The organism is Rothia sp. HMSC061E04 (assembly GCF_001813685.1).
GTDB classification, from domain to species: domain Bacteria; phylum Actinomycetota; class Actinomycetes; order Actinomycetales; family Micrococcaceae; genus Rothia; species Rothia mucilaginosa.
Genome location: NZ_KV813691.1, coordinates 64,449 through 82,950 on the forward strand (window position 1 = coordinate 64,449; position 18,502 = coordinate 82,950).

Genomic DNA, 18,502 nt, shown 5'->3' on the forward strand with positions numbered 1-18,502 from the left:
GAATAAGGTACAGAATGCCCGTTCCCACACCCCACTAAATCGGGGGAGGGAACGGGCATTTTGTATGTATCGGCACCTATCAAAGAGATGCCTCCAAGAAGTGCTTCCGGGCGCTCTGCCGCCCATGCTCTTGACGCTCAGCATGAGCGGCAGAACCGAAAAAGCTACCTCTGAGAGCTACTGCTCAGGGCTACTTCTGTGCCTTGGCAATAGCTTCCATCAGCACCTGGGCATAGAGCTCCTGACCGGCAGCCTCCGGGTGAACACCGTCAGAGGCCAGCAGACCGCTCTGAGTCTGCAGAGCCTGGCGGATCGTAGAGTTCCAATCCGCAATAATCACACGATCAGAATGCTGAGCCGCAAACTCACGAATCTTACCGTTCGAGTAGTCAATCCAGGTCAGGTTGCGCGGGCCGTAACCGGTGACCAGCACCAGCTTAGAATCGGCAGGCATAGCCGCCAGAACCTCGTCGAGCTGACCGTCCAGAATGGTCGAGTTCGCGGTCACCGACAGCACGAAGGTTTTACGAATTTGGCCGTTGGCACCCATGGACTTAATAATCGGCAGGGCCTTGGCGATGGTGCGTGCCTCAGCCGCATCGATGGACGCTTCGGGCATCTTGTCGTACAGCTCGGGGGATACCGCCACCACAATGGAGTCACCCACAATGGTCACCTGCGAAGAGTTTACGGAACCGGTTGCAGCCTTCGACGCCGAGGGGCTTGCCGAAGCCTTCGCGTCCTTACCCGCAGCGCTCGGGCTTGCCGATGCGCTCGCAGCCTGCGCCTCCTGACGAGCCTTCAGGCGTTCAGCGGCGGCACGCTTGCCGTCCTCAACGGACTGCTGGGCGGTAGTCATCGCCGGAGCGGTGTGCACCGCCAGGCCGGTCGAAGCAGCAGCCACAACAACGGCAAGAGCCACCGAAACCGGCAGGAGCCTAGTGCGTGAAGACTGGAAAGCCGCCACCACACGGTTAGCGCTACCGCGGAAACCGTAGCGGCGAATCGGGGTCTCAACCCAGCGGTACGACATCTCCGCAATCGCGAAGGTCGCCACCAAAACGCCCACATTTACCAGCGGGGAGCGGTCCGCACCCATCAGGTAGTGCATGACCACGGCGAGCGGCCAGTGCCACAGGTACAGGCCGTAGGAACGTTCGCCCACCCAGCGCAGGGGCGCGAAGTTCAGCAGGCGGCGCAGCATCTCGGAGGCACCAGCGAGCATGTCGGGCAGCATACCCTGAATCACGCCCAGCGCCAGCAGGGAGGCGCCGAACAGACCCCAGGGAATCGCACCGGGTGCCGACTCGGGAACCAGAATTGCGTAGGGAATCAGCGCGAACAGGGACAGCCAGCTAATCATGACGCGGGCGAACGCGACCAGGCCGAAGGGCTGAGCCACACGGTACAGCACGGACTGCTGCAGCGGCGGGTACAGCGACCAGGGGCGCGCGAACGCCAGCAGGGCGCCGAGCAGCAGGCCGTACAGGTGCGTGTCGGTACCGTAGTAGACGCGGCTAATGGGTGCGCCAGACATCAGAAGAGCGGTGGCGGTGCTCAGCGACGCAATAATACCCAGCACCATGACCACGCTAAAACGACGCCAGCGGCGGCGCAGCAACAGACCAGCCGCAACAATCAGCAGCGGCCACACCACGTAGAACTGTTCTTCCACCGCCAGGGACCAGAAGTTCGTGAAGAGCTCCGGGGAGGTCTGCGCGAAGTAGTCATTACCGGCAAAAATGGAAATCCAGTTGGACGAGAAGGTCGCCGCACCGGCGAGCTGTCGGCCGAGGTTCACCTGAATATCGCCGCCAATGAGCAGGCTGACCGGTCCCATGACCAGAATCAGCAGGGTAATGGCGGGAAGCAATCGGCGGGCACGGCGAATCCAGAAGTTGCCCAGGGCAATTTTGCCGGTGAGAGCACCTTCACGCAGAAGCAGGGAGGTAATCAGGAAACCGGAGATGACGAAGAAAATATCCACGCCGATCATGCCGCCGGGTAGTACGGTGGGCCAGAAATGGTACACCATCACGAGGAGCACAGCGATTGCTCGCAGACCGTCCAGACCCGGCAGAATATAACGCCGGTTAGCCTCATCTGGACGCACGGAGGAGGTAAAGAGGGACTTCATACTGTCAAGGCACTCCGTAGGATGGAAATTATAGAAATACTTCCTAATTATATGGTTGCTAACTTTAGATAACGTATTAAACGGCTTGTATGACGGTTAGATTACTTCGCTTTTTATGCCGCTGAGGTTCCGCAGGGCATCTCACCCAGCGTGTGCGATGGCGTGCACCGCGCTCACACGGGGATAATAGAGGCTGTACGTCACAGCGTCTGCCCCATCGTCGGGGTGCTCATAAGTTACGGAGGAGAGAAGATGGCCCGCGAGGGTAACGAAAAAATCTGGAAGGTTGCGGTACTCGGTGCCGCAGGCCGTATGGGTTCTGAGGCGGTGCGCGCCGTCAACACCTCCGCAGACATGGACCTGGTGGCGGCACTGGGCCGCGGCGACGACCTGCAGGAGCTGGTCGATGCCGGTGCAGAGATTGTTATTGACCTGACCGTTCCCGATTCCAGCGAGGCGAATGTGCGCTTCGCGGTGGAGCACGGTATGCACGCGGTGGTTGGTACGACCGGTTGGACCCCCGAGCGTCTGAACTCCCTGCGCGAACTGCTGGCTGAGCACCCCGAGGTGGGTGTGCTCATCGCCCCGAACTTTGCGATTGGTTCGATTCTCGCCACCGAGTTCGCGGCGAAGGCGGCACGCTACTTCGAGTCTGTAGAGATTATCGAGATTCACCACCCAAATAAGGTGGACGCCCCCTCCGGTACCGCTGTGCACACCGCCCGTAAGGTGGCTGCCGCCCGCGCGGAGGCTGGCGTGGGTGCAAGCCCGGACGCCACCACCTCCGATCCTTTGGGTTCGCGCGGTGCCGTGGTCGACGATATTCACGTACATGCGGTACGTCTGCGTGGTATGGTGGCGCATCAGGAGATTCTGCTGGGCGATCCCGGTCAGCAGCTGGTGATTCGTCATGATTCTTTTGACCGTACCTCCTTTATGCCTGGCGTGCTGTTGGGTGTGCGTGAGGTGGCGGCGCATCCCGGTTTGAGCGTGGGCTTGGACGCCTACATGGATTTGTCCTAGGAGAGAGTATTGTCTGAACAGACTTCGCGTGAGGTTTCATCGAGCCCGTCGGAGGCACAAGCCCGCGGTCCCTGGTGGACTTCGCTACGCCTGTGGAGCATCTGTGCCTGCGTGCTGATGGTGCTGACCGTGCTGATTCTGCCGCTGCCGCTGACGGTGCGTGCCTCTATTATGGGCGTGCTGATTTTTAGCGCCGTCTTCGTAGCGGTGGATGCCGGCGGTTGGGGTAAGACCTTCGCGGCGCTGACTTGCGCGCTGCTGACCCTATACCTGGTGCATATTGCCCAGCAGGGGTTCGTGATGCTCACCTCCGGTTCGGTGGCTGGCATTGTTCTTGGCGCGGGTATGATTTTGCTGCCGATTCTGGGTGCGTGGGCGCTGGTGCGTGAGGTGCTTTTCGGTGCTCGTATTCAGCGTATGGCTCAGGAGCTGGCTGCTTCGGGTGAGCTGGCGGAAGATACCCTGCCGCGCACCCCCTCCGGTCGTGTAGACCGTGAGGCTGCGGCGGTGGAGTTTGAGAGCTTTGCTGCGGCGGTGGAGCAGGAGCCGAATAACTGGAAGGCATGGTTCAACCTGGCGTGTATGTACGATGCCGGTGGTGAACGCAAGCGTGCCCGTGCGGCGATGCGTAACGCGTGGGCGTTGCGTTCGGGCGGTCAGGCCAAGGGTATGCGTTAGGCGGTAGCCCCGATTACGTATGGTCGATGCCGCATGTATTTTCGGCATGAGGTTGATAACGCCGAGGCTGTGTGCCCGGTTTCATAGGCTCTCGCGGAAGTACCGCGGGTTTGAAAGAGTCCGAATAGTAGAACACGTATGAAAACTTATGCGTCCTGTAGCAAAAATCTGCATTTCGGGCGTACTCTGGACATATGTCTGAGAACCTTTCGAACCCCGGTACTTTTGTTGAGCCTGTCTTCGGTCGCCTCCTGACCGCAATGGTGACCCCCTTCGCGAAGGACGGCTCCGTCGATGAAAAGCAGGTTGCAGACCTGGCGAACTACCTTGTGGAGAACGGCCACGACGGCCTGGTGGTCTGCGGTACCACCGGCGAATACTCCACCATGACCGATGACGAGAACGAGCGCGTCTTCCAGATTGTGAAGGACACCGTTGGCTCTCGCGCGAAGATTATTGCCGGTGTTGGTTCAAACGATACGGCGCATACTATTGAGCTGGCGCACCGTGCCGAAAAGATTGGTGTGGACGGCCTGCTGGTTGTGACCCCGTACTACAACAAGCCGACTCAGCCGGGTGTCTACGCCCATTTTGCGACCGTTGCTCAAGCAACTGAGACCCCCGTCATGCTTTACGATATTCCGGGTCGTGCGGGCATCCCCATCGCACCCGAAACCTACCGTCGCCTTGCAGAAATTGATAGTATTGTAGCGGTGAAAGACGCCAAGGCAGACTTCGGTGCCGCAACCGAAGTCATGACAACCACCGACCTGCACTACTACAGCGGTGACGACGGACTGACCCTTCCCTGGATGGCAATGGGCGCTGTCGGCCTCGTTTCGGTGACCGCACACGTGGCACCTGCACTCTTCCGTGCCCTGATTGATGCTGTCGTCGCACAGGATTTGGTGGAGGCGCAGCGTCTTCACCTGGAACTGACTCCGATTGTCCGAGCAACTATGGGTCGCGCCCCAGGTTGCGTTGCTGCCAAGGAAATTCTTTCCTGGCAGGGTGTGCTGGATGAGCCCGTCGTCCGCCTGCCGCACGTACTCTCCGAACCGGAGGTTGCCCAGGCTATGCGAGCTGACCTGCTCTCCTCGAGCATCGCTCACACCCTGAAGAACTCCTAAACTTTGACGCCTACCCGACGCACGCAATAGTGCAGGGAGCGTATATATAGAGGATTTCGGCTACCGTCACACCCCGACTTCGGGGCACATGATGTAGCCAACGGACGCGGACTCCACACCTAACACTAGGTGAGGGGTCCGCTCTGGCGTATTGCCGCGGTTTACCGTCGATGATTCGGCCCACCCACTCAGACAGGGACCCAGCTTAGGTAGAGGCATCCGAGCAATACGCCCCCAATACTTTTGAATACTTTCGGTGATTTGGACGCACCGGTAGCACCTCCGCAGCCTCGGCACGTGAGAGCCGAACCGGCGGGAGCGCTTGCGGTACGAAGCGTCGCCTACGAATCACAGACATCACAAGAAAACATAGAAGAAAGAGGAGACACACGATGAGCGTCTTTGAAGCGAATCTTCCCCTCCCTCCCCGCCTGAAGAAGGACACCCTGCGCGTGGTGCCCCTGGGCGGCCTGGGCGAAGTCGGTCGTAACATGACCGTGTACGAAATCAACGGCAAGCTGCTGATTGTTGACTGCGGCGTGCTCTTCCCCGAAGAGTCCCAGCCCGGCGTGGACCTGATCCTGCCCGACTTCAGCTACATTGTCGACCGTCTGGACGACGTGGTTGCCATGGTGCTGACCCACGGTCATGAAGACCACATCGGCGCGGTTCCCTACCTGCTGCGCCGCCGTCCCGACATCCCCCTGGTCGGTTCCGAACTGACCCTGGCACTGGTCGAGGCGAAGCTCGCCGAGCACCGCATCAAGCCCTACACCCTCGCGGTGAAGGAGCACCAGGTGGAGCGTTTCGGTCCGTTCGAGTGTGAGTTCGTTGCTGTGAACCACTCGATTCCGGATGCGCTGGCTGTCTACATCCGCACCAAGGCAGGCAAGGTTCTGCACACCGGTGACTTCAAGATGGATCAGCTGCCGCTGGATGGCCGTATCACCGACCTGCGCCACTTCGCTCGCCTGGGCGAGGAGGGCGTGGACCTGTTCCTGCCGGACTCCACCAACGCTGAGGTTCCCGGCTTCACCCCGACCGAGAAGCACATCGGTCCGGTGCTGTCGAACGTTTTCCGTGACGCAAGCGGCCGCATCATTGTGGCGTCCTTCTCCTCGCACGTTCACCGTGTGCAGCAGGTGCTGGACGCAGCCGCTGAGCGTGGCCGCAAGGTAGTGCTCGTGGGCCGCTCCATGGTGCGTAACATGACCATTGCCGAGAAGCTGGGCTACCTGAAGGTCCCCGCCAACGTGCTGGTGGACCTGAAGAAGGTTGACGACTACCGCCCCGACCAGATTGTGATGATGTGCACCGGTTCGCAGGGCGAGCCGATGGCGGCACTGTCGCGCATGGCGAACGGTGACCACAAGATTCAGATTGAGCCCGGCGACACCGTGGTGCTCGCCTCCTCGCTGATTCCCGGTAACGAGACCAGCGTCTTCCGCATCATTAACGCCCTCATGAAGCTGGGCGCTAACGTGGTGCACAAGGGCAACGCGAAGGTTCACGTTTCCGGTCACGCTGCCGCGGGCGAGCTGCTGTACTGCTACAACATTCTCAAGCCGAAGAACGTTATGCCGGTTCACGGCGAGGTTCGCCATCTGATTGCTAGCGGTGACCTGGCGATGGAGACCGGCGTTCCGAAGAAGAACGTGCTGCTCTGCGAGTCCGGCACCGTTGTGGATCTGCGCGATGGTGTGGCGTCCGTGGTGGGCGAGGTTCCCTGCGAGTACCTGTACGTTGACGGCCGATCCGTCGGTGAGGTCACCGAGAGCGACCTGAAGGACCGCCGCATCCTGGGTGAAGAGGGCTTCGTGTCCATCGTGACCGTCATTGACCGCGCAACTAAGCGCGTGGTGACCGGCCCGGATATTCACGCTCGCGGTATCGCTGAGGACGACTCGGTCTTTGACGAGATTGTTCCGAAGATTACCGCCGCTCTGGAGGATGCTCTGCACCGCGCACCCGAGAAGGTACACACCGTGCAGCAGCTGCAGCAGATTGTGCGCCGCACCATCGGTGCCTGGATTTCTCGCCGTCTGCGCCGCAAGCCCATGATTGTTCCCGTGGTTGTTGAGAACACCTCGAAGGCTGCGAAGAACTAACACTCTGCTCGAGGCTAGATGCTTCTCATAGCGAAAAGGCGGGGTCGATACGTTGTGTCGGCCCCGCCTGCTGTGTATCTGCAGAACGTATGCGCGAAAGCTGCGCGAAAGCGAACGCAATGGGGGAGAAGCACCTCATCAGTGCCCTATCAATGCCCGCGTAGGCACCGGGCGGGGCACACTTTTTAGCTCACTGATAACGAAAGAATCGGTACATTAACGGGAAGGTTGATACCCTAAAAGGTATGGCTCCACGGACCACGAAGGGTCGTAACACGACCTCTACTAAAGCAAACACTAAGAAGACCACCCGCAAGCGCACCACCTCCCGAGGCGGTGCCCAGCGCGGTGCCAACGCGGCGAACCCTGTAGCGGGCGCTATCTCCTCCGTTTGGCTGAGCATCGCTCACGCTATCGGTGGGCTATTCCGCTCCATTGGCGCGGTGCGCACCGACCTTGCGCCCGAAGACCGTCGTGACGGCGGCGCGCTCACCATCCTGCTGTTCGGCCTGATTAGCGCCGGAGTGGAGTGGTACAACTGGCGTGCTCACACCTCCCTCGGTTTGTTGCGAGCGCCCCTGGACGCCTGGCACACCATGCTGGGCGGTATTTTCGGTCAGGGCGCCCTGCTGATTCCGGTGTTCTGCCTCATTATGGCGTGGTGTGTTTTCCGTGGGCCCGACCTGATTAAACGTAATAACCGCGTGGCGTTGGGATCCTTCATCATCCTGGTGGCGACCTCCCTGTTCTTTGCTCGCCATGCGGGTCACCCGACCTTCGCGGATGGTTTTGACGCCGTCTGGGCTGGTGGTGGTGTGGCTGGCGTGCTGCTGGGCACTCCCATTGTGCGTGTGAGCGGCGGTATTGCGTTCGTTGAGATTCTGATTCACCTGCTGCTGGGTATTGCCGGTCTGATGGTTCTGACGAACACTCCGATTCGTCAGGTGGTGCCGCGTACTTTGCACCTGGTCGGTCTGGCGTTGGGCGAGAAGCCGAACGGCACGACTCGAACCTCCGCGAAGGACAGCCCTTCGGATGCGACTCAGACCGTGGACCTGAACGCTGAGGAGCACGACCGCAGCTACCTGTACGGTGACGATGAGAAGCCGGCGCGCTCGGCTCAGAAGTCTGGTGGCCTGTTCGCTCGTCTGCGCGGCTGGTTGGGTATTGCTCCCGCTGCGTCGACCGATTCTTCCCTGGACGAGTACGCCGGTGATGAAGCATTCGTGAGCGCCGTGGTGGATGAGACCCACCCGGAGACCACGCAGATGCCGGTACAGCCGGAGGACTCTGCACAGGATTCTGCGCAGGGATCCGCTCAGCAGAAGCGCCCGGCGGCTAAGCCGAACCGCCTGTCCCGTCTGCCCGGTCGCCTCAACCAGGCACCGGCCGCACAGGGTACGTCCGCCCAGGGAACTTCTGCGCAGAACAGCGCTTATTCGAGCAGCCCTGACCTCTTCGACGTTGAGGCATCGGATGCGCCCGCAGCCCGCCTGGATCAGGTGCAGCGCGCCGCCGTGGCGAACGGCCGTGTGAACCGTATTCCTGGCGAGGAGCCTCTCTTTGACGTTGAGGCATACGACGGATTCGGCGCTTCTGAGGAAGCTGCACCGCAGACCAAGCCGCACCAGGTGGTGAACCCTGCGCAGTCTGCTACCTCGGCTTCTGCATCCCAGGCTCCTGCCGCACCCGCGGCTCAGCCTCCGATTCCGACCCGCATGCACTCGCCGGGTGCGCACCCGAAGAACGCGGCTCCCGCGGCTTCGCGAGCGCCCGAGGCTGGCGCATCCCGCCCGCTGCAGAACAATACTCAGGTGGCAACCACCGAGCGGGCGCGCGGCGAGCAGGTTGTTCAGTCGTCCCGCGGTACCTATGTGCTGCCCTCGGAGGAGATGCTGGTTGCTGGTCCTCCCGCCAAGGAGTCTTCCGAGGTGAACCAGCACATGGTTGAGGCTCTGACGAATGTGCTGGAGCAGTTCAAGGTGGATGCGCAGGTCACCGGCTTCTCGCGCGGCCCGACCGTGACCCGTTATGAGATTGAGCTGGGTCCCGCCACGAAGGTGGAGCGTGTGACGGCGCTGAGCAAGAACATTGCGTACGCTGTGGCGAGCCCGGATGTTCGTATTCTGTCCCCGATTCCGGGTAAGTCCGCGATTGGTATTGAGATTCCGAATACGGACCGTGAGACCGTTGCCCTGGGTGATGTGCTGCGTTCCCCGCAGGCTCACGCGAACCAGCACCCGATGGTCATGGGTGTGGGCAAGGACGTTGAGGGCGGCTTCGTGCTGGCGAACCTTGCGAAGATGCCGCATATGCTGGTCGCTGGTGCGACCGGTGCCGGTAAGTCTTCGTTCGTGAACTCGATGATTACCTCGATTCTGATGCGTGCAACCCCGGACCAGGTGCGCCTGGTAATGGTTGACCCGAAGCGTGTGGAGCTGACCGCCTATGAGGGTATTCCGCACCTGATTACGCCCATCATTACGAACCCGAAGAAGGCCGCCGAGGCCCTGCAGTGGGTGGTTCGTGAGATGGACGCCCGCTATGACGACCTCGCCCACTACGGCTACAAGCACGTGGACGACTTCAACAAGGCGGTGCGTGAGGGTAAGGTTCAGCCCGATCCCGGTAGTAAGCGCACGGTGCACGAGTACCCGTACCTGCTGGTGATTGTTGACGAGCTCGCCGACCTGATGATGGTCGCTCCGCGTGACGTGGAAGAAGCGATTGTTCGTATTACCCAGCTGGCGCGTGCTGCGGGTATTCACCTGGTGCTGGCGACCCAGCGTCCGTCGGTGGATGTGGTGACCGGTCTGATTAAGGCGAACGTTCCGTCACGTATGGCGTTTGCGACCTCCTCGGTCACTGACTCTCGCGTGGTGCTGGATCAGCCCGGCGCGGAGAAGCTGATCGGTCAGGGTGATGCGCTCTTCCTGCCGATGGGTGCTTCGAAGCCGATGCGTGTTCAGGGCGCGTGGGTGTCTGAGTCTGAGATTCACGCCGTGGTTGAGCACGTGAAGAAGCAGGCGCCGACCATCTACCGTGAGGACGTGATGGTCTCTGCCGCGAAGAAGCAGATTGATGAGGAAATCGGCGATGACCTCGATGATCTGCTGCAGGCGGCGGAGATTGTGATTACGACCCAGTTCGGTTCGACCTCGATGCTGCAGCGTAAGCTGCGCATGGGCTTCGCGAAGGCTGGCCGCATCATGGACCTACTGGAGTCACAAGGCGTGGTGGGCCCCTCGGAGGGCTCGAAGGCACGTGAGGTGCTCATCCGCCCGGATGACCTGCAGGCGACCCTGGCGCGTATTCGCGGTGAGGAGCCTCCGGCCGCCGACCCGTACGCGAATGCGGTGGACCAGGGCGAGGCGGTCACCGACTATTTCGATGAGCCCGATGATGAGGGCTCGGAGGACGCCTGGCAACTGACCGGCCGCTAGTCCTTCAGCGCCCTATCCCTTCGGCTGAGTCCACTCAGCTGAGTGAACTCGCGACATGCACCCCGTATAGCCCCTGTGATGTCTGCTACGGCACACGTATAATGGACGGTACGGGGTGTTTGCGTATCCCCGATACGATTAGGTGTCGGTGCGTACGCGGTCTCTCACCGTCGAAAGCCATCTACCCGTAAGGAGCCGTTATGAGTGAAGCTCGCAATTCCGCATCCACCGGTGCGGTCAGCACAGCGAAGCCTTCGAACTGGAATGTGCCGAATGTGTTGACGGTTCTGCGTATTATTGCGGTTCCTTTCTTCATTGTTGCCCTGGTTGCGGGCGGTACTTTTGGTGCCGCTGATCCGACGCACCGCTGGCTGGCGTGGATTATTTTCATCCTTGCCATGCTCACGGACTGGGCGGACGGCTACCTGGCGCGCTCGCGTAACCTGATTACGAGCTTCGGTAAGATTGCTGACCCGATTGCCGATAAGTTCCTCACTGGCGCGGCGTTCATTGTGCTGTCGGCGCTGGGTGAGCTGTGGTGGTGGGTCACGATTGTGATTCTGCTGCGCGAGTGGGGCATTACGATCATGCGTCTGTTCGTCATTAAGTACGGTGTGATGGCTGCTAGTAAGGGCGGCAAGATTAAGACCGTGCTGCAGACGGTGGCGCTGGTGCTGATGCTTCTGCCGCTGGGTCAGCTGGGCCTTGGTTGGCTGATTCCTGGTTGGGTTCTGATGGGCGCGGTCACCGCGATTACCGTGTGGACCGGCCTGGTGTATGTGCGTGATGCGTATATTTTGCGTCGTAACTGGTTGCAGGCTCAGGCCTCCCAGGGCGGCGGTAAGTAGAGGGAGGGGAGTGGCGTGTGCTGCTCCCCTTCGCTGTACCTGCGGCGCGTTGTGTGCCGCGTGAGGTTTTGAGCGGCGGTTCGCCGCTGAAAGGAGAGAATGATGGTTGTTCCCCTCATACTTGAAGATGCTCTGTCCTCTGAGCTTTCCTCCGCTGAGGTTTTCTCCGGTACCCCGGAGGCGGCGGCGCTGTTACTGCGTGATGCGGTGCAGTTGCGTGCCTCTCGGGAGGGGCCGGTGCAGGTGGCGACGGCTGAGTCGCTGACCGGCGGGGATGTGGGCGGCGCGATTTGTACGGTGCCGGGCGCATCCGCGTATTACCGCGGCGGCGTGATTTCGTACGCCTACGAGGTGAAGGCTCAGGTGCTGGGCGTGGACGCTCAGCTGCTGGCGCGTGAGGGTGCGGTGCATCCTGCGGTGGCGGTGCAGATGGCGGTCGGTGCGGCGCGTGTGTGCGGTGCCGATTATGCGGTGTCGACCACGGGTGTTGCCGGTCCTGATCCTGCGGATGGCCAGCCGGTGGGTACGGTCTATATCGGTGTGTGTTCCCCGGGTGGTTCTGAAGTGTTTGAACGCCACTATTCGGGGGACCGCGCGCAGATTCGTGCGGCGGCGAGCGCGGATGCGATTGCCCTGCTGGCGCGTGCGGTGCGCGGCGGCGCCGGTGGGGTTCTGAAGGACGAGCTGGCGTAGCGTGCTAAGGGCTGGAGTGGGCTGGGCTGTGCGGTGCCTGGAACGGCTGTGTAGTCGTCTGTGCGGCGCCTACCTAAAAAAATTTACGGTTCAAATATATTCACAGGGTTCTTTCAGCTCCGCAGGAATAAAGGCATAGGTTCGCCTGTTTGAATAGATACAAGCCGTAAGAAGAAGACGAAAATGGCGGGGCTCCTAGCTCACGCTCCAAAAATCAGTTAGGCTTAACTCTGTACAGTCCCGCAGGTCGGGAATACCTACTCAGGAAAGTGATATAGAAGCTCATGGCTAAGCAGCGCGTATCGATTAATGGTATTACTAAGTGGAAGGAAATCGAGGAGACCCCCCGACAGGTCGCCCCGGTCGTTGAGGAAGCTAAGGTTGTTCCCCTGCGACAGGCAATCGGTGAGGTTCTTCGCGATGTTCGCCAGCGTCAGGGTCGCACCCTGCGCGAGGTTTCCCAGCGTGCCCGTGTTTCCCTCGGTTACCTGAGCGAAGTTGAGCGCGGTCAGAAGGAAGCTTCCTCCGAACTGCTGGCGTGGATTTGCCAGGCTCTGGACATCCCGATGTCCCAGATGCTGCGTGAGGTTGCCGACCGTATGGCGGTTCTCGAGGGCGTTCAGATTCCGGATACTGTTCCGGCTGAGATGTCTGAGCAGTACAAGAGCGATTACTACATTCTCTCGAAGTAACGCGAGGCGGCACATGCCGCACTAAACGTGAAGCGATGCCGTGCATCCCCGTAAGGTGGGTGTGCGGCATCGCTTATTCTCGGGTTTGTTCTGGGTTTATTCTCGGGCGAGATGCGGGCGATGTGACGAATTATGAAGCGAACTAGCGGCGAAATGGAGGAGTGCTTGTGAAGCTGAGCGAATTTTGGGCGTGCATGGAGTATGAGTTCGGTGCCGGGTATGCGCCGGTGCTGGCGCGTGATTTGGTGCTGGGCTCGTTGGGCCATGTGACCGCTGCGGAGGCGCTGGACCAGGGCGTTAACCCGAAGGATGTGTGGCTTGCAATCTGTGAGGAGCAGGAGATTCCGCAGGAGCGCCGCCTGGGTCCCGATAAGGAGCCGTTGCACTAGTCGGTGAGTCTGGCGCTTTCTCGAGTAGGGGCGGGCGGGGCCTGCCGTTTGTTCGAGTGCTAGCGCCTGCGCGGGAGGTATTTTCGAATAATTAGCCGATAATCCGGGGTTTTTCGAAAATATATGCCGAAACCCTGTCCGATTTATTCGAAACTGGGTCGTAATTTTGTTCGACTCGTGCTAGACTTTTCCACATCAGGAATTTTTCGGAAAATCTTCAAAGTTTTCCACAGATTTTAAAAAATGGCCTTATCCTGTCAGGCTGTGACCCTAGAGTAGTCTCAGAAGGAACCGGTAGGCCAAAACCTTCAAGGTCTCGATTACGAGTCCCACCGATTCCGAAGAAACATTACTCCCGTCAACCACTGACAACACAAAGAACGAGGTACTACCGTGGCTAAGAACACCAAGTCTCAGAGCGTAGCTCGCGTTCCCGAAGAGGGTCGCGCCAAGGCACTTGAAGCCGTGATGGCACAGATCGACAAGAACTACGGCAAGGGTGCAGTCATGCGCCTGGGCGATAAGGAAATCACCAAGACCGAGGTTATCTCCACCGGCGCTATCGCCCTGGATGCCGCTCTGGGTATTGGCGGTCTGCCCCGCGGCCGCGTCATCGAGATTTACGGTCCCGAGTCCTCCGGTAAGACCACCGTTGCGCTGCACGCTGTAGCGAACGTTCAGAAGGCAGGCGGCGTGGCAGCGTTCATCGACGCCGAGCATGCGCTGGACCCGATTTACGCGGCTAAGCTGGGCGTGGACATTGACCAGCTGCTGGTCTCTCAGCCCGACACCGGTGAGCAGGCGCTGGAAATCATGGACATGCTGGTTGGTTCCGGCGCCGTTGATATCGTGGTCGTCGACTCCGTCGCCGCGCTGGTACCCCGCGCCGAAATTGAAGGCGACATGGGTGACTCCCACGTGGGTCTGCAGGCTCGCCTCATGAGCCAGGCGCTGCGTAAGATTACCGGCCGCCTCTCCGCAACCGGCACCACCGCAATTTTCATCAACCAGCTGCGTGAGAAGATTGGTGTCTTCTTCGGTTCTCCCGAAACCACCACCGGTGGTAAGGCGCTGAAGTTCTATGCTTCGGTCCGTATCGACATCCGCCGCATTGAGACCCTCAAGGACGGCGCTAACCCGATCGGTAACCGCACCCGCGCCAAGATCGTGAAGAACAAGATGGCTCCGCCCTTCAAGCAGGCTGAGTTCGACATCCTCTACGGTGAGGGCATCTCCGTTGAGGGCGGCATCCTGGACCTGGCGGTGGAGAACGACATCGTTAAGAAGTCCGGCGCATGGTTCACCTACGATGGTGAGCAGCTGGGCCAGGGCCGCGAGAACGTTCGTAAGCTGCTCAAGGACAACCCCGAGCTCACCGAGGAACTGCAGTACAAGGTTCTGGTGAAGCTGGGCATTATTGAGGAAGAAGCTGACGAGCAGGCAACTGCTGAGTCCGAGGGTAACGACCCGCTGGACGAGCTGGCTGAGGAGTTCTAAACCCGCCCGCGTAGCTTCTTGCTAACGCCACGACTGATTGCCGTGTGCTGTGCATTCCGCACGGTGCACGGCAATCTATCGTTAACGGGAGCCCGTTAACGGGCGCGCATTAAGGGGAGTATCGGGGGTGCGGAGACAACGCCTCGTTACAATGGGGGAGCGCCGTATAGCCGGGCGCACGGGCCATCAAGCGAGCCAATACAGGGGAGAGGAGGAACTGAACATGACGGAACAGCGCATGACGGAACAGAACGGCCATGAAGAGCGCGAGCGAAACAGCGCGCGTGACGGCGACGCCGGTTTTGCGGCGCTGGATGCGACCGAACCGCACTTCGGTTCCTCAGCTCTGCAGGGGTCAGCCTTCCAGGGCCCTGCTTTCGAGGATTCTGCATTCCAGGACTCTGCATTCTCTGCGCCTGTTTCCTTTGAACCCGTTACTTCTTTTGAGCCCGCTATTTCCTTTGAAGCTACTGGTTCGTTTGAATCTACCGCCCCACCGATTGAGGTAGGTGGCTTCGAGGCGCTCAATTTTGAGGAGCCCGCGTCCCTGGCGGAGCCCACCCTCAGCTGGGAGGCGCCTCCTCCTGTTGCGCCTCCTGCTGTTGAAGAACCCCCGTATGAGGACGAGCCCCCATACCCTGACGAACCCTCATACCCTGACGAGCCTACCTACGAGGACGAACCTGTGTATCCGGCAGAGCCTTTGTACCCTGAAACAGAGTACGCGGGGGAATACTGGGTATCCTCGGACGAAGCAGCACCCGCAGAAGCGGTAGCGGAGAAGCTTGGGGGTCAAGAACCCTCACCCCAAAAAACCAAGCCGAAAGCGCGGCAGGCTGAAAAGCCCGCGCCCAAGAAGAAGTTAGCGGCTAAGAAGAAACCAGCGGCCACAGAAAACGCATCCAAAAAGTGGGTGCGGAACAGGGGCGCGGATTCGGTAGCCGCTGAGGAGTTCCCGGACTGGCACCCAGCCGCGCACGGCTTTGTTGAAGAAAGCATCGCCCGCGATAACGGCGGCGACTACGCCGGTGAGTTCCGCGTACCCGAGCTGCCCCTGCAGGCTGTGCCCGCCAACTTTGAAGATGGCAGTTCTGGGGAAGATGGCGAATCGCCGCGCCGCAGCCTGCTCGTTGACCCGAACCTGCCCGCCGTCTCCATTGACGAAGCGCCCGCTCGTGCCTTCACCCCCGGCGGTGCCGAGCCGCGCCCTATGGCGGCGGGGCGCATGAGTCGAGCGGGTGCCGCCTCCATCGGATCGGGGCTCACCGCCGAAGAAAAAGAAGAGATTGAGAGGCAAGCCGCTCAGCGGGATAAGCAGAAGAAACGCAAGTCTTCGCGTGCCTCCAAGAACACCGACTATAAGCGTGGATTCCGCCGCATGAGCGCGGCGCAGCAAGAGAAAATGCGGAGCCGTTCGCCCTACGCACCCGCCTTCGGGGCTCGAAGTGACGACGACGAAACCCGTAAGAGTTCTGCGGGCCGCGGCTCGGGGAGCAACCTATTTAGGGAGGGAAGTAGCTTGAACGAAGAACTCACCCCCGCCGAAGAAGCACTCATCCGCGGTATTGCCGAGGAGGAGGCGCATGGAGTCGGTACCGGAAAGCGCCGTGCCGCTTCGGCTGGATCCCCAAAGGGTGGTTCTCGAGCACGCGGCTCCCAACCGGGCGGCTCTCAGATGGGACATGCTTCCTCGCCGTCGGAAAGCAAAGTGCCTTCCTGGAAGCAGAAGGTGCGTGCCGCCCGCGCCACCGAGGAGACCGACCCCTACACTCGCGCTAAAACCATCGTGTACAACCAACTGGCGTACTCGGCAAAAACCCGAGGTCAGCTGCGTAAGAAGCTGCAGGCAGAAGGCTTTGACACGGAGCTCATTGAGCCGCTGCTCGATAAGTTCGAGGCGGCAAAACTCATTGACGACGCCGAATACGCCCAAAGCTTTGTGGCGCAGAAGAGCCGCACCAAGAAGCTCTCCCGCACCGCGTTGCGCCGTGAGCTCGCTGAACGCGGGGTGTGCGGTGAAGAGGCGGAGAACGCACTGGCGCAGCGCACCGACGAGCAGGAACGTGATGACGCCGCCGAGCTGGTGCGTAAGAAGCTGCGCCCCGGTATGGACCTGAGCGACCGCGCTGAAAAGGATAGGGTGACCCGCCGACTGCTGGGGATGCTGGCTCGCCGCGGGTACTCTTCCTCGGTGTCGATGTCGGTGATTCGTGAGGAACTCGCCGCCTACGGTGCGGAGGACGAGCTCTGGTAGTTCACGGCACTGGCAGGGGACAAGCAGGTACGCACTGTCAACGAGCCACTGTTAAAAAGCCTCCTCCAAAGAGCCTCCGTCAATGACTCTCTGCCAATGACTTCTCGCCAATGAGCTAAAAGGGCGAGCCCGCTACAGACATACTCTGTGGCGGGCTCACCCATTACGTTTTGAGTTTTATAAAACACCTTGTCGAAGGCTATATCCGCTGTTTACTCTGCTGCTTATTCAACGGCCCCCAGACGGTCCGCGAATTCGGCGAGGGCTGCATCCTGAGAACCGGCGATCTCAAGCAGCAGACGCATCAGCTGCGCACCTTCACGGCGAATACGAGGCAACAAATCGGCACGTGCCGAAGAAGAGTACAGCTCCAACAGGGCGCATACGGTCACCGCCGTGCACACCGCCAAATCCTCCGCCAGGTGCTCATCCAGCGGGGCGTCCTCAAAGAGGGCAGAGTACAGCGCCGGCAGCGCCTTCTTGCGGTCCACCCGGTAGCGCGGGTACTCCGGCGAGGAGGGGAAGCCCAGCATCGCCTCAACGAAGGGGAAGCCGCGGTGGTGCAGGCAGGTGCCCTCCGCATCGACCATGCGCACCTGCGCGCCGTCCGCCGAACCGATCAGCACGTTCTGCGGCGAAAAATCGCCCGAAGAGAGCATATATACCCTGCCGCGGTTGAGCTTGAACTGCTCGGGTACCGGCGGGCGTTTGGTAAAGAAAGGCTGCAGAACGCGGCGGAAACGGAAGGACAGCTCCTCAACGGCGGCGGGAAGAACGGGTGCGTCCTCATGCGCGGCAGAACTGGAAGCAGGGCTGTCAGCACCGTGCTCGGGGGTGCGCGCCTCGTCAGCCACACCGTACAGCTTCTTCAAACCGCGCTCGGCCAACCCCGGCGAGGCAATAGCGCCCGGGAACTGCGCCTTGCGGTCGGCACGCGCCAGGTTCAGGCGGTAATCCTCCACCGCCTCACCCATAATGCCGCTGGCGGCAAGGGAACGGTACGCCTCAATGTAGTAGTTCAGCGCATCCAGCGCCTGCTGTTCGGTGCCCTCCAGCAGGGCGTGGGCGACCGAAGACTGCTCGCCCTCAACAGTTCCGGCGCTTACATCTTCCAGCGCCAGCACGCGCAGCTCAGGATCCGCGCCGTAGAGCTGCGGGAACAGACCCGGAACCTGCCGGTTCAGCGCCTCCAAACCGTAGCGCTCACGCAGGTACCCGAAACCGCCCGCGTTCACCGTCGAATCCTTACGGCGGTAACGCTTCACAATAATCGAGGTCGGCAAAGACTGTGTAGACTCGAAAGACTGCGCAGACTCGGCTGCAGGCTCATACGCCACACGCACCACAACGGAACGCATACCGGTGCCCAGAATCTGCACACGCTCAACCGTGCGGGTAGCCACCTGTTCCAAAGAATGCGCCCAGCTGAGCAGCTGCATCAGGGTCTGACGCATCGAGGCAGAATCAGCGCTCGCCTGAGGCGGCACGGGGGAGTAGGCGGCAATCGCCTCCTCAATGAGGGCGCTCAGAAGCTCCCTGTCAGGGGCGGGGACGGAAGAATCGTTCGGTGACAGAGCCGGAAAGTTGCTACTAAGGGAAACCTGCATAGA

13 protein-coding genes are annotated in these 18,502 nt (G+C 60.6%); 11 read left to right on the forward strand and 2 right to left on the reverse strand.

The genetic code is table 11. The features are described 5' to 3' along the window. Nucleotides 1-190: 190 nt before the first annotated feature. Nucleotides 191-2,137 carry an acyltransferase family protein gene (locus tag HMPREF2927_RS01400; RefSeq protein WP_070616861.1) on the reverse strand — a complete coding sequence of 649 codons (1,947 nt, stop codon included), beginning with the start codon at nt 2,135-2,137 and terminating at the stop codon, nt 191-193. Nucleotides 2,138-2,389: 252 nt separating this feature from the next. On the opposite strand from HMPREF2927_RS01400, the gene dapB reads away from it, so the two are divergent. The 11 genes from dapB (at nt 2,390) to HMPREF2927_RS08865 (ending at nt 16,892) form a co-directional block, all read left to right on the forward strand. Beyond that, complete coding sequence (gene dapB / locus HMPREF2927_RS01405; RefSeq protein ID WP_070684896.1) at nt 2,390-3,160, forward strand: 4-hydroxy-tetrahydrodipicolinate reductase; 771 nt, start codon at nt 2,390-2,392, stop codon at nt 3,158-3,160. A gap of 9 nt (nt 3,161-3,169) precedes the next feature. Then, the gene (locus HMPREF2927_RS01410) at nt 3,170-3,838 is read left to right on the forward strand and encodes a tetratricopeptide repeat protein (protein WP_070684898.1); all 669 of its coding nucleotides are present in this window, start codon (nt 3,170-3,172) and stop codon (nt 3,836-3,838) included. Nucleotides 3,839-4,032: 194 nt separating this feature from the next. Then, the gene (gene dapA / locus HMPREF2927_RS01415; protein ID WP_070684900.1) at nt 4,033-4,968 is read left to right on the forward strand and encodes a 4-hydroxy-tetrahydrodipicolinate synthase; all 936 of its coding nucleotides are present in this window, start codon (nt 4,033-4,035) and stop codon (nt 4,966-4,968) included. A 392-nt stretch (nt 4,969-5,360) separates the two neighbouring features. After that, nucleotides 5,361-7,076, forward strand: a complete 1,716-nt coding sequence (locus HMPREF2927_RS01420) for a ribonuclease J (RefSeq protein WP_070633924.1) — start codon at nt 5,361-5,363, stop codon at nt 7,074-7,076. Nucleotides 7,077-7,321: 245 nt separating this feature from the next. Then, nucleotides 7,322-10,519: an FtsK/SpoIIIE family DNA translocase gene (locus HMPREF2927_RS01425; RefSeq protein WP_070684902.1), complete on the forward strand. Its 3,198-nt coding sequence runs from the start codon at nt 7,322-7,324 to the stop codon at nt 10,517-10,519. 200 nt (nt 10,520-10,719) lie between these two features. After that, a complete protein-coding gene (pgsA, locus tag HMPREF2927_RS01430; protein ID WP_070684904.1) occupies nt 10,720-11,367 on the forward strand; it encodes a CDP-diacylglycerol--glycerol-3-phosphate 3-phosphatidyltransferase in 648 nt (215 codons plus the stop codon). Nucleotides 11,368-11,469: 102 nt separating this feature from the next. Further along, the gene (locus HMPREF2927_RS01435) at nt 11,470-12,060 is read left to right on the forward strand and encodes a CinA family protein (protein ID WP_070684906.1); all 591 of its coding nucleotides are present in this window, start codon (nt 11,470-11,472) and stop codon (nt 12,058-12,060) included. 284 nt (nt 12,061-12,344) lie between these two features. Further along, nucleotides 12,345-12,752, forward strand: coding sequence for a helix-turn-helix domain-containing protein (locus HMPREF2927_RS01440; RefSeq protein ID WP_005507109.1), 408 nt, complete (start codon nt 12,345-12,347; stop codon nt 12,750-12,752). 167 nt (nt 12,753-12,919) lie between these two features. After that, complete coding sequence (locus HMPREF2927_RS01445; protein WP_070684909.1) at nt 12,920-13,141, forward strand: DUF3046 domain-containing protein; 222 nt, start codon at nt 12,920-12,922, stop codon at nt 13,139-13,141. Nucleotides 13,142-13,534: 393 nt separating this feature from the next. Next, nucleotides 13,535-14,638, forward strand: a complete 1,104-nt coding sequence (gene recA, locus HMPREF2927_RS01450; protein WP_070684911.1) for a recombinase RecA — start codon at nt 13,535-13,537, stop codon at nt 14,636-14,638. Nucleotides 14,639-14,861: 223 nt separating this feature from the next. Beyond that, the gene (locus HMPREF2927_RS08865; RefSeq protein WP_246827316.1) at nt 14,862-16,892 is read left to right on the forward strand and encodes a regulatory protein RecX; all 2,031 of its coding nucleotides are present in this window, start codon (nt 14,862-14,864) and stop codon (nt 16,890-16,892) included. A 224-nt stretch (nt 16,893-17,116) separates the two neighbouring features. Here the strand turns inward: HMPREF2927_RS08865 and HMPREF2927_RS01460 are convergent, their stop codons facing one another. Further along, nucleotides 17,117-18,499: a hemin ABC transporter substrate-binding protein gene (locus HMPREF2927_RS01460; protein ID WP_070684954.1), complete on the reverse strand. Its 1,383-nt coding sequence runs from the start codon at nt 18,497-18,499 to the stop codon at nt 17,117-17,119. Between the last annotated feature and the right edge of the window lie 3 nt (nt 18,500-18,502).